Raw genomic sequence first — 12562 nt, forward strand, 5'->3', positions numbered from 1 at the left:
GCAAGCTACTTCTGCGTGACCAGGCGGGCGGAAAGCGTCAGATTGCGGGAATGGCTGTCATCATTACCAATGCGCTGCAGTATACGTTCAGCCAGGGTATAACCCATTTCGCGTGCCGGGGTACTGGCCCAGATAATGGGAATGTCATCCAGCGAGTTTTCCGCCACATCCGCAAATCCAGCCAGTGAAACTTGTTGTTCAAAATAGCGATCGACGCCAATTTCGCCGCTCTGACGCCCCGCTCTCATCAGACCAAACCAGGCACCAACAGCGGTAGTTTCGTTGTAACACACAACGGCGCTGATCGTCGGGTTGCGCCGTAACAGTGCAGTAACGGCTTCGGCAGCCTGCTTCTGACTGGATGAACATTCCAGAACCCAATCACTATGAAACGGTAAACCGTATTTTAACAGCGTCGCACAATAGCCGCCGACCCGCTCGGTGCGGGTTAAAGAAGAACTCTGTCCACCCAGCCACGCGATTCGCTGGTGACCGTGCCGAATGAGATGCTCAACCAACAATTGCGCTGCCTGCATGTTGTCAGGTCGGACCGTATCCACATCATCCAGGTAACTGGCTCGTGAGGCAAATACGACCGGAATCCCTTTTTCTTCAGCCAGCTGTCGCAGAGCATCACTGCTGTCAGCAGCACCAGCAATGACTACGCCATCCACTCCCTGATTGAGTAGCATCGTGAAACGCTGAGCCAATTGCTCACCGTCTTTACCGCCGTGCAAAAGAAATACCATCCGACCCTGTGCTTCTAATGCTTCCGTCAGGCCTGCCGTCAGTTCAGCATAAAATGGCGCAGACAGATCGCGTACAATCAGCCCGACCACACCACTCTGACCGCCACGCAGCACCGATGCCTGACGATTACGTACAAACCCCAGTTGCTCAATGGCAGCGTTTACCCGCTCCCCGGTTGCGGTGGAGATACGTCCTTTTCCACTCAGCACCAATGAGACTGTACTGACCGAAACTCCCGCAGCCAGCGCAACATCATGGATGGTTATTTTTTTGGCTATAGCCATAAAAACAGAAAACTCCCTGATAACGTGACGGATAAAACGTTTTATCAATCGGTTATAGTTATACGCCCTATCATCATTCGATAATGTGATTTATACCGCACTAAAATTAGGTAAAACGTTTTATCTTCTCGCCATCATTAGTCACCGTGCTTTCACGAGGAGTCGTTAGATGACGACGAGAACCACACCAAAAATAACGTTATGGGAATTTTTCCAGCAGTTGGGCAAAACCTTTATGTTGCCCGTGGCTCTGCTCTCCTTCTGCGGGATCATGTTGGGGATCGGCAGTTCGTTAAGCAGTCATGATGTCTTAACGCTGATCCCCGCATTGGGTAACCCGGTGCTTCAGGCTCTTTTTACCTGGATGAGTAAAGTCGGCTCTTTCGCATTTAGTTTCTTACCCGTGATGTTCTGTATTGCTATTCCTCTCGGTCTGGCGCGCGAGAACAAAGGTGTGGCGGCATTTGCCGGGTTTGTTGGCTACGCGGTTATGAACCTTGCCGTTAACTTCTGGTTGACGGCGAAAGGGATTTTACCTACCACAGATGCGGCAATCCTGAAGGCCAACAACATACAAAACATCCTGGGGATCCCGTCGATCGACACCGGGATCCTCGGGGCAGTCATCGCCGGGATCATTGTCTGGATGCTGCATGAACGCTTCCACAATATCCGTCTGCCGGACGCGTTGGCTTTCTTCGGCGGCACCCGTTTTGTCCCCATCATCTCTTCACTGGTCATGGGGCTGGTTGGGTTAGTTATCCCTCTGATCTGGCCTGTATTTGCGATGGGTATTACCGGGCTCGGCAATATCATCAACAGCGCAGGTGAATTTGGTCCGATGCTGTTTGGTACCGGTGAACGTCTTCTGCTGCCTTTTGGCCTGCACCATATTCTGGTGGCCCTCATTCGCTTTACTGAAGCGGGCGGAACCCAGGAAGTATGTGGTCATAGCGTCAGTGGCGCACTCACTATTTTCCAGGCACAGCTGAGTTGCCCAACCACGCAAGGCTTCTCTGAAAGCGCAACCCGCTTCCTGTCTCAGGGTAAAATGCCGGCATTCCTCGGCGGTTTGCCGGGTGCAGCATTAGCGATGTATCACTGTGCTCGTCCTGAGAATCGACATAAAATTAAAGGGTTATTAATTTCTGGTCTGATTGCCTGCGTTATTGGCGGTACCACCGAACCACTGGAATTCTTGTTCTTGTTTGTTGCCCCAGTTCTGTACGTGATTCACGCCTTGTTGACCGGCCTCGGCTTTACCGTGATGGCGGTGCTCGGTGTGACTATCGGCAACACAGACGGTAACCTGATTGACTTCGTGGTGTTTGGGATCCTGCACGGGTTGTCCACCAAGTGGTATCTGGTCCCTGTTGTCGCGGCCATCTGGTTTGCGGTGTACTACGTTATCTTCCGCTTCGCGATCACCCGCTTTAATCTGAAGACACCCGGCCGTGATGTCGAAGTTGCCAGCAATATCGAGAAAGTGATGGCAGGCACACCCGGTAAATCTGGCTACAATGTCCCGGCAATTCTGGAGGCACTGGGTGGCGCGGAGAATATCGTTAGTCTGGATAACTGCATTACGCGTTTGCGTTTGTCGGTCAAAGATATGTCACGTGTAAATGTCCAGGCACTGAAAGACAACCGGGCCATTGGCGTGGTACAGCTTAATCAGCATAACCTTCAGGTCGTTATTGGTCCGCAGGTCCAGTCAGTGAAAGACGAAATCGCGGTTCTGATGAATACAGTACAGGCATGAGGACAACGACATGTTTGATTTTTCAAAGGTTGTGAACAGGCAGGGAACATGGTGCACCCAGTGGGATTATGTCGCTGACCGTTTTGGCACTGCCGATCTGCTGCCGTTCACCATATCTGATATGGATTTCGCAACGGCTCCTTGCATTCTGGAGGCGCTGACCCAGCGCCTGTCACACGGTGTATTAGGATACAGTCGCTGGAAAAATGACGAATTTCTGGCGGCCATTAGCCACTGGTTTCTAACTCGTCACAATACCCGGATCGATCCTCAATCGCTGGTATATGGCCCCTCAGTTATCTATATGGTCTCTGAACTCATCCGCCAGTGGTCGTCTGCTGGCGACGCGGTCGTTGTCCATACGCCCGCTTACGATGCATTTTACAAGGCTATCGAAGGCAACCAGCGCACAGTGCTCCCCGTCGATCTGGAAAAGCGGAACGACGGTTGGTATTGCGACATGGCAAAGCTGGAGGCAGCTCTCTCAAGGCCTGAGAGTAAAATTCTTCTGCTATGTAGCCCACAAAATCCAACAGGCAAAGTGTGGACACGCGATGAACTGGAAACCATGGCTGACTTATGCCAGCGACATGGTGTAAACGTCATTTCCGATGAAATCCATATGGATATGGTCTGGGGAGACCAACCGCATATTCCGTGGATCAATGTCGCACGCGGCGACTGGGCGCTACTCACCTCCGGCTCCAAGAGTTTCAATATCCCGGCATTAACCGGAGCGTATGGGATCATCGAAAACGCCAATAGCCGCAACGATTATCTCAGTGCGCTAAAGGGACGCGACGGATTGTCTTCTCCTGCGGTGTTGGCACTCACCGCACATATTGCCGCCTATCAGCAAGGTGAGAGCTGGTTGGATGCCTTACGGGATTATCTTGCCGGCAACCTGCATTACGTTGCTGATGAACTTAATACCGCGTTCCCTGAACTTAACTGGCAGATCCCACAATCCACCTATCTGGCCTGGATAGATTTACGTCCGCTCAAGGTTGATGACCAGGCGTTACAAAATGCGCTTATCCACCAGCAAAAAGTGGCGATCATGCCAGGTTCGACCTACGGAGAGGAAGGGCACGGTTTTGTGCGCCTGAATACCGGATGCCCCCGCTCAAAACTTGAAAAAGGCGTTCAGGGATTAATTAACGCTCTGCGCTCTCTGCGCTAACTAAAGTTGCGCAATGAAATTAATCATTGCGCAACATAGATTTTTATCCCAATTTATTCTTATAATACTGCGCACTTTACCTAAAAACATGAGTGCGACCATGATTGATACTTCCCTTCCTTTAACCGACGTCCATCGCCATCTTGATGGGAACATCCGTGCCCAAACGATCCTGGATCTTGGTCGTCAGTTTAATTTAACGCTTCCTGCGCAAACACTTGAAACGCTGATCCCTCACGTGCAGGTGACGTCAACTGAGCCTGATTTGGTCAGCTTTTTGTCAAAGCTTGACTGGGGCGTGAAAGTGCTGGCATCGCTGGATGCCTGTCGTCGCGTCGCATTTGAGAATATTGAAGACGCCGCACGTAATGGTCTGCATTACGTTGAACTACGCTTTTCTCCAGGCTACATGGCTATGGCGCATCAACTCCCCGTCGCAGGTGTGGTCGAAGCCGTTATTGCAGGCGTACGCGAAGGCTGTAAGACTTTCGGCGTTGAAGCCCGTTTAATTGGTATCATGAGCCGTACTTTCGGCGAAGCTGCCTGTCTGCAGGAACTGGATGCACTGTTAGTCCACCGTGATCACATCACCGCCCTGGATTTGGCCGGCGATGAACTTGGTTTCCCAGGCAGTTTGTTCCTGTCCCATTTCAACCGTGCGCGCGACGCAGGTTGGCATATCACGGTTCATGCAGGTGAAGCGGCGGGCCCGGAAAGCATCTGGCAAGCTATCAGAGAACTGGGAGCAGAGCGTATTGGCCACGGCGTAAAAGCAGTCGAAGATCGCGCCCTGATGGATTTTCTCGCCGAGCAGCGTATCGGCATTGAATCCTGTCTGACATCGAATATTCAAACCAGTACCGTCGCCTCACTGACGACGCATCCGCTAAAAACATTCCTTGAGCACGGTGTGCTGGCGAGTCTGAATACGGACGATCCGGCGGTTCAGGGCGTGGATATTATCCACGAGTACACCGTAGCAGCCCCGGCTGCTGGATTGACGCGTGAACAGATTCGCCAGGCGCAAATCAATGGTCTGGAAATGGCGTTCCTGAGCAATGAAGAGAAACAAGCACTGCGTGAGAAAGTCGCCGCAGCGTAGTGGCCTGATTGCCGGATGGCGCTAACGTTTATCCGGCCTACGTTACACTGTAGGTCGGATAAGATGCCCCAACATCCGGCATTGACATTATCAGGCAAGGCACAGTGTCGATCGGTGTTTCGCCGATTCAATGCCCAGCTCAATCAGTTCCATGATTTGAATGGCTTGTCTGGCTGGAACCGGGTTTTCGCCATTACCATTCAGCGCATCACGGATACTCGCATAGTAAGCCGGATAATTGCCTGGAACGGTTAACCAGGTTTCTTCCACCTGCTCATCACCTTCCATGCGTGTCAGTACACCATCACGCATGTCATAACCCCAGTCTTCCTGCGGCAGGCGTTCGCCATTTTTAAGACGTTCCTCTTGTGGGTCCAGACCATACTTCACATAGCTGCCACGCGATCCATGAACGATATAACGAGCAGACTCAGCGGCTGCCAGCATCGTTCCGTGCAGAATCACCCGACGCTGCGGATATGTCAGGATGGCATGGAAGTAATCTGTCGACTGCGCCCCCGGGCGGAGCTGTGCCAGATCGACCGTCAAACTAACGGGTAAGCCAAACAGGTTAATTGCCTGATCTAAAAGATGCGGCGCTAAGTCATACCAGATACCACTCCCCGGACCACCCTGTTCACGCCAGCGGTCACGGACCTGCGGGCGGAAGCGATCGAAATGAGATTCAAAATAAGCCACTTCACCCAACGCGCCATCAGCCAGCAACGCTTTCAGCGTCAGAAAATCACTGTCCCAGCGACGGTTATGGAAGACAGAAAGCAGGCGACCTACGCTTCTGGCCAGCGCATCCAGCTCGCGCGCTTGTGACAGTGTCACAGTAAAAGGCTTATCAACAACCACATGTTTACCTGCTTCCAACGCCGCTTTCGCCAGCGGAAAGTGTGTATCATTGGGTGTCGGGATCACAATCAGGTCGATACTCGGATCGTTAAACAGGTGTTTAGGTTCAGTAACAACGGCCACTGAAGGCCAGTCCGCCTTCACTTTTGTTTCATCACTACTGGACACCGCAACCAGTTCCAGACCCGGAGTGCCCACGATCAGGGGGGCATGGAAAGTTTTACTGGCATAACCGTAGCCGATTAGCCCAACGCGGATGTTGTCACTCATGTTTTTGCCTCTCAATTCAGATCTGGCCTATTTCACACCATAGATAGTAGCGCCACAATAGTTTAATAACCTTTGTACTACAAAGGTTGTTACTTAACTTAAGTCAAACATATGCCACTTAGCGTTAACTTGCCGCGAAAAAGTCATCGAAATCGTTCCCAGTGCTCTTGCTGTATTATTTATTGATAAGTAACATTTGCTACCTGTGTTTATGGATAAATCAAAGCAAATGTCGTCAGTAATGAATCGTCTTATTGAATTAACAGGTTGGATTGTTCTCGTGGTCTCCGTGATCCTGTTGGGTGTTGCCAATCATATTGACAACTACCAACCACCGGAACCCGTCGCTGCAGTACAGAAAAAATAAATAGCCGCAGCCCGTTATAGCCTGGCAGTTAGCTCCGCGATGGTTGCTGGGTAGGGCTGTAAAAGATCAATTTTTGTCAAAAAAAAGCGAATTATGCCGCATCCCGCTCCAGCGCGTATTGCCTGCGATCGTGAAGGGCGTTACCCTTTCCGCAGGCGCTAATAGCGCCTGGTTTCCCACAGGGTTGAAAACTCTTCTTACATTTGCGCGCAAATTCGCGTTTAACCTGTACAACGTTGGTTGTTTTTTAATATTTACTACTCCGTTAGTATTATTTTATTAATATGGATTGCCTTTTATGACTGTTCAGGATTACTTATTAAAATTCCGCAAAATCAGTTCGCTAGAAAGTCTGGAAAAATTGTTCGATCATCTTAACTACACACTGACTGACGATAGCGACATTATCAATATGTATCGCGCTGCAGACCACCGCCGTGCCGAGCTCATTTCAGGAGGTCGCCTGTTCGATGTCGGTCAGGTGCCCAAATCCGTCTGGCATTACGTGCAATAAACAAGAAAGTAGCGCCTGGCGTTAAAAGCTATATAATCATTGCCCCAAAATGAACGGCATGTCTGTTCACGCGCGTAAACCTGGAGATGAAATGACTACAACACCGGCACAACGTATCGGAGGCTGGCTACTTGGGCCATTGGCCTGGCTGTTAGTCGCGTTGTTAAGTGCTTCGCTGGCGTTACTGCTGTATGTCACTGCGTTGGCCACACCGCAGACATTTCACACGCTGAGCGAGCAAAGTACGACGAATTTGCTGCTCTGGGGCGTCTCCTTTATTACCGCTATCGCCATGTGGTACTACACGCTGTGGCTGACTATCGCGTTTTTCAAACGCAGAACCTGTGTGCCAAAACACTATATTATATGGCTGCTGATCTCGGTGTTGCTGGCGATTAAAGCGTTTGCATTCTCTCCTGTTCCGGATGCGTTTGCCGTGCGTCAGCTGCTGTTCCCCTTGTTGGCTGCTGCGCTGCTGGTGCCCTATTTCAAACGCTCGCAGCGCGTTAAGACAACGTTTGTGAACCCGTAATAACCCTACAGTTAACCTGTTGTCGCCTGTTGTAGATTGTCAGATAATAGGCGGCTTTTTTATTTCAGGCCGAAAAATGACTGATTACCTGCTGCTGTTTGTCGGAACTGTACTGGTCAATAACTTTGTACTGGTCAAGTTTCTGGGCTTATGCCCCTTTATGGGCGTTTCCAAAAAACTGGAAACCGCAATGGGTATGGGCCTCGCCACGACCTTTGTAATGACGCTGGCATCCATTTGCGCATGGCTGATTGACACCTGGATCCTCATCCCTCTCGATCTCATCTACCTGCGCACGCTGGCCTTTATTCTGGTCATCGCCGTGGTGGTGCAATTTACCGAGATGGTTGTGCGCAAAACCAGCCCTGCGCTGTATCGCCTGCTGGGGATCTTCTTACCGCTGATCACCACTAACTGCGCGGTTTTGGGGGTAGCGTTGTTGAACATCAACCTCGGGCATAATTTTTTACAGTCGGCGCTGTACGGTTTTTCCGCCGCCGTCGGCTTCTCACTGGTGATGGTTCTGTTCGCTGCCATTCGCGAACGCCTCGCCGTTGCAGACGTTCCTGCCCCGTTCCGCGGTAATGCGATTGCGCTGATTACCGCTGGTTTAATGTCTTTAGCCTTTATGGGCTTTAGTGGTTTGGTGAAGTTGTAATGAATGCTATCTGGATTGCCGTTGCCGCAGTGAGTCTGCTGGGTCTGGCGTTCGGCGCTATTTTGGGTTATGCCTCTCGTCGATTTGCCGTCGAGGATGATCCGGTCGTGGAGAAAATTGATGAAATTCTCCCGCAAAGCCAGTGTGGACAGTGCGGTTACCCGGGCTGCCGTCCTTATGCGGAAGCCATTGGTTGTCAGGGCGAAAAAATCAACCGCTGCGCCCCCGGTGGCGAAGCGGTGATGCTAAAAATTGCGACCCTGTTGAACGTCGATCCGCAACCTATTGATGGTGATGAGCAGGATGCTACCCCCGTTCGTATGCTGGCGGTCATTGATGAAAATAACTGTATCGGCTGCACGAAATGTATTCAGGCCTGCCCGGTCGATGCCATCGTGGGCGCTACGCGCGCCATGCACACGGTGATGAGCGATCTGTGCACCGGATGCAACTTGTGCGTCGACCCGTGTCCGACGCAATGTATCGAATTACGTCCGGTCGCCGAGACACCTGACAGCTGGAAGTGGGATTTAAACACGATTCCTGTACGCATCATTCCTGTGGAACAACATGCTTAAGTTATTCTCTGCATTCAGAAAAAATAAAATCTGGGACTTTGATGGCGGCATTCATCCACCAGAAATGAAGACCCAGTCTAACGGGACACCGCTGCGACAGGTTCCGCTGGCTCCGCGCTTTATTATTCCGTTGAAGCAGCATATTGGCGCTGAAGGTGAACTGTGTGTCAATGTGGGCGACACTGTGCTGCGTGGTCAGGCGCTAACCCGTGGGCGCGGCAGAATGTTGCCCGTGCACGCCCCCACCTCCGGCACCGTTGTGGCCATTGCCCCGCACTCTACCGCGCATCCTTCGGCTTTAGCTGAACTTAGCGTCATCATTGATGCGGACGGCGAAGATCGCTGGATTGAGCGTGACGGCTGGGCAAATTATCGTGCCCACAGCCGAGAGGAGCTCATCGCCCGTATTCACCAATTCGGTGTTGCCGGACTCGGCGGCGCAGGTTTTCCAACTGGCGTCAAATTGCAAGGTGGCGGTGATAAAATTGAAACGCTGATCATCAACGCCGCTGAATGCGAACCTTACATTACCGCTGACGACCGCCTGATGCAGGATTGTGCCGCCCAGGTGGTGGAAGGTATCCGCATCCTGGCCCACATTTTACAACCGCGCGAGATTCTGCTGGGCATTGAAGATAACAAACCACAGGCCATTTCCATGCTGCGTGCGGTGCTGGCGGACTCACACGACATCAGCCTGCGCGTTATCCCGACCAAATACCCTTCCGGCGGGGCAAAGCAACTGACCCAAATTCTGACCGGGAAACAGGTCCCGCACGGCGGGCGTTCCTCGGATATTGGCGTTCTGATGCAAAACGTGGGGACTGCCTATGCTGTCAAGCGGGCCGTTATTGACGGCGAGCCAATCACTGAGCGAGTGGTCACGCTAACGGGCGAAGCAGTCAGTCGCCCGGGCAATGTTTGGGCACGATTAGGTACACCTGTTCGTCACCTGCTCAACGATGCAGGTTTCTGTCCTTCTGCTGACCAGATGGTGATCATGGGCGGTCCGCTGATGGGCTTTACCCTGCCCTGGCTGGATGTTCCTATCGTGAAGATCAGCAACTGCCTGCTTGCGCCCTCTGCCAGTGAAATGGGTGAACCGCAGGAAGAAAAAGGGTGTATTCGCTGTAGCGCTTGTGCCGACGCCTGCCCTGCCGATCTTCTGCCGCAGCAACTTTACTGGTTCAGTAAAGGCCAGCAGCATGATAAAGCGACAACCCACAATATTGCTGACTGCATTGAATGCGGCGCATGTGCATGGGTATGCCCAAGCAATATTCCGCTGGTACAGTACTTCCGCCAGGAAAAGGCTGAGATTTACGCCATCAGTCAGGAAGAAAAACGCGCAGCAGAAGCAAAAGCACGCTTTGAGGCCCGACAAGCCCGACTTGAGCGTGAAAAAGCGGCACGTCTTGAGCGGCATAAAAGCGCAGCTGTACAACCTGCAGCGAAAGATCATGATGCCATCGCTGCCGCACTGGCTCGCGTAAAAGAGAAACAGGCTCAGGCTATGCAGCCGGTTGTAATCCAGGCGGGTGAAAAACCTGATAACAGCGCAGTGATTGCCGCACGTGAAGCGCGAAAAGCGCAGGCTCGCGCCGCACGCACTGAAAATCCGTCAAAGGATGAGGACAGCAGCGCGAGTACGGATCCACGCAAAGCCGCCGTCGAAGCCGCGATTGCCCGCGCTAAAGCCCGGAAGCTCGAGCAACAGGCCGCCACGGAATCTGTCGAACCGGTTGACTCGCGCAAAGCTGCCGTTGAAGCCGCGATTGCCCGCGCTAAAGCCCGGAAGCTTGAGCAACAAGCCACCACAGAACCCACCGAACCGGTTGACTCGCGCAAAGCTGCCGTTGAAGCCGCGATTGCCCGTGCTAAAGCCCGGAAGCTCGAGCAACAGGCCGCCACGGAATCTGTCGAACCGGTTGATCCGCGCAAAGCTGCCGTTGCGGCCGCGATTGCACGCGCTCAGGCCAAGAAAGCCGCACAGCAGCAGGTTGTAAACGAGGAATAAATGGTATTCAGAATAGCTAGCTCCCCTTATACCCATAACCAGCGTCAGACATCACGTATCATGATGTGGGTTCTTATTGCTGCATTGCCAGGGATTGCCGCTCAATTGTGGTTCTTCGGCTGGGGTACATTGTTCCAGATAGCGCTGGCGTCAGCGAGTGCCATCGCTGCCGAAGCGGGCGTGCTTAAACTACGTAAACAGCCAGTGGCCGCGACCCTGAAAGACAATTCCGCCCTGCTCACAGGGTTGCTGCTTGCCGTCAGTATTCCCCCCCTGGCTCCGTGGTGGATGGTGATTCTGGGTACCGTCTTTGCCGTTATCATTGCCAAGCAATTGTATGGCGGTCTTGGGCAGAACCCATTTAATCCAGCAATGATTGGTTATGTCGTTCTGTTGATCTCCTTCCCGGTGCAGATGACAAGCTGGCTACCACCGCATGAAATTGCCGCTACGTCGCCCGGATTTTTTGATGCTTTAAACGTTATCTTTACCGGACATACCGCGGTCGGCGGCGATATGAACACGCTCCGTATAGGGATCGACGGCATCAGTCAGGCAACACCTCTGGACACCTTTAAGACCTCCCTGCACGCGGGACACACTGTTGAACAGGTGATGCAGTATCCGATTTACAGCGGCATGCTCGCGGGTGCGGGTTGGCAGTGGGTTAACCTTGCCTGGCTTGCGGGCGGCATCGTGTTGTTATGGCAAAAAGCAATTCGTTGGCATATCCCGGTTAGTTTTCTGCTGTCGCTTGCCGTTTGTTCATCGTTAGGCTGGTTTTTCTCTCCTGCGTCGCTGGCATCTCCGCAGTTGCATCTGCTTTCCGGTGCCACCATGCTGGGCGCATTCTTTATTCTTACCGATCCCGTTACGGCATCAACAACCAACCGTGGTCGCCTGATTTTTGGCGCGCTTGCGGGTCTGTTAGTCTGGCTGATTCGTAGTTTTGGGGGATATCCTGATGGCGTGGCCTTTGCCGTGTTACTGGCAAATATCACCGTTCCGCTGATTGATTATTACACCCGTCCTCGTGTGTACGGACATCGCTAAGGACAACGCATGCTGAAAACGATTCGTAAACACGGTATCACTCTGGCACTGTTTGCCGCGGGCTCTACAGGGTTAACGGCGGCGATTAATCAGTTAACCAAGTCTACCATTGATGAACAAGCAGCCCTTCAGCAAAAGGCGCTGTTTGATCAGGTACTGCCTGGCGATCGCTACAATAACAATCTGCCTGAAAGTTGCTATCTGGTGAATGCTCAGGCATTAGGTAAAGGTACGCATCGTGTCTATATTGCCCGCCAGGACGACCGTCCGGTTGCGGCAATTCTGGAGGCCACGGCACCCGATGGTTATTCCGGTGCAATTCAGCTGCTGGTTGGTGTCGATTTCAACGGTACTGTGCTGGGTACGCGGGTGACGGAACATCATGAAACACCAGGCCTCGGTGATAAAATTGAATTACGTCTGTCTGACTGGATCACCCATTTTAGCGGTAAAACGATTAGTGCGGAGAACGACCCGCACTGGGCCGTGAAAAAAGATGGCGGCGATTTTGATCAGTTCACCGGCGCGACCATTACGCCCAGGGCCGTGGTTAATGCTGTGAAACGTGCAGGCCTGTTTGCGCAGACGCTGCCTGCACAACTTCCTCAACTTAGCGCCTGTGGAGAATAAC

At 52.4% G+C, this 12562-nt stretch carries 13 protein-coding genes; 11 read left to right on the forward strand and 2 right to left on the reverse strand.

All coding sequences use genetic code 11. From position 1 onward, the window contains the following. Positions 1-5 precede the first annotated feature (5 nt). A complete protein-coding gene (locus ACLJXE_RS07725) occupies positions 6-1034 on the reverse strand; it encodes a Mal regulon transcriptional regulator MalI (RefSeq protein WP_410750553.1) in 1029 nt (342 codons plus the stop codon). Between the two features lie 169 nt (positions 1035-1203). Here ACLJXE_RS07725 and malX point away from each other — a divergent pair, with 169 nt between their 5' ends. The 3 genes from malX to add all read left to right on the forward strand — a co-directional run bounded on the left by malX (position 1204) and on the right by add (position 5081). Further along, the gene (malX, locus tag ACLJXE_RS07730) at positions 1204-2796 is read left to right on the forward strand and encodes a maltose/glucose-specific PTS transporter subunit IIBC (RefSeq protein WP_410750554.1); all 1593 of its coding nucleotides are present in this window, start codon (positions 1204-1206) and stop codon (positions 2794-2796) included. 10 nt (positions 2797-2806) lie between these two features. Beyond that, entirely contained in the window at positions 2807-3979 is a 1173-nt protein-coding gene (locus ACLJXE_RS07735; RefSeq protein ID WP_410750555.1) for a MalY/PatB family protein, read from the forward strand. Positions 3980-4079: 100 nt separating this feature from the next. Next, positions 4080-5081: an adenosine deaminase gene (add, locus tag ACLJXE_RS07740; protein ID WP_410750556.1), complete on the forward strand. Its 1002-nt coding sequence runs from the start codon at positions 4080-4082 to the stop codon at positions 5079-5081. A gap of 90 nt (positions 5082-5171) precedes the next feature. Here the strand turns inward: add and ACLJXE_RS07745 are convergent, their stop codons facing one another. Next, on the reverse strand, positions 5172-6212 hold the full coding sequence (locus ACLJXE_RS07745) for an oxidoreductase (protein ID WP_286630345.1): 1041 nt from the start codon (positions 6210-6212) through the stop codon (positions 5172-5174). 241 nt (positions 6213-6453) lie between these two features. On the opposite strand from ACLJXE_RS07745, the gene blr reads away from it, so the two are divergent. The 8 genes from blr (at position 6454) to rsxG (ending at position 12561) form a co-directional block, all read left to right on the forward strand. After that, the gene (blr, locus tag ACLJXE_RS07750; protein ID WP_040233850.1) at positions 6454-6579 is read left to right on the forward strand and encodes a division septum protein Blr; all 126 of its coding nucleotides are present in this window, start codon (positions 6454-6456) and stop codon (positions 6577-6579) included. A gap of 298 nt (positions 6580-6877) precedes the next feature. Continuing rightward, positions 6878-7093 (forward strand): transcription modulator YdgT, encoded by a 216-nt coding sequence (gene ydgT / locus ACLJXE_RS07755; RefSeq protein ID WP_003832804.1) that lies wholly within the window; start codon positions 6878-6880, stop codon positions 7091-7093. 91 nt (positions 7094-7184) lie between these two features. Continuing rightward, a complete protein-coding gene (locus ACLJXE_RS07760; RefSeq protein ID WP_410750557.1) occupies positions 7185-7625 on the forward strand; it encodes a DUF2569 domain-containing protein in 441 nt (146 codons plus the stop codon). A 76-nt stretch (positions 7626-7701) separates the two neighbouring features. Further along, on the forward strand, positions 7702-8283 hold the full coding sequence (gene rsxA, locus ACLJXE_RS07765; protein ID WP_005121199.1) for an electron transport complex subunit RsxA: 582 nt from the start codon (positions 7702-7704) through the stop codon (positions 8281-8283). Then, positions 8283-8861 carry an electron transport complex subunit RsxB gene (rsxB, locus tag ACLJXE_RS07770; RefSeq protein WP_005121200.1) on the forward strand — a complete coding sequence of 193 codons (579 nt, stop codon included), beginning with the start codon at positions 8283-8285 and terminating at the stop codon, positions 8859-8861. Before rsxA ends, rsxB begins: the two co-directional genes overlap by 1 nt. Next, complete coding sequence (gene rsxC, locus ACLJXE_RS07775) at positions 8854-10878, forward strand: electron transport complex subunit RsxC (protein WP_410750558.1); 2025 nt, start codon at positions 8854-8856, stop codon at positions 10876-10878. Before rsxB ends, rsxC begins: the two co-directional genes overlap by 8 nt. Beyond that, a complete protein-coding gene (gene rsxD / locus ACLJXE_RS07780; RefSeq protein ID WP_410750559.1) occupies positions 10879-11931 on the forward strand; it encodes an electron transport complex subunit RsxD in 1053 nt (350 codons plus the stop codon). Between the two features lie 9 nt (positions 11932-11940). Then, positions 11941-12561, forward strand: coding sequence for an electron transport complex subunit RsxG (gene rsxG / locus ACLJXE_RS07785; RefSeq protein WP_286630348.1), 621 nt, complete (start codon positions 11941-11943; stop codon positions 12559-12561). Position 12562 lies beyond the last annotated feature (1 nt).

Source organism: Citrobacter sp. U14242 (assembly GCF_046555775.1).
Classification (GTDB): domain Bacteria; phylum Pseudomonadota; class Gammaproteobacteria; order Enterobacterales; family Enterobacteriaceae; genus Citrobacter.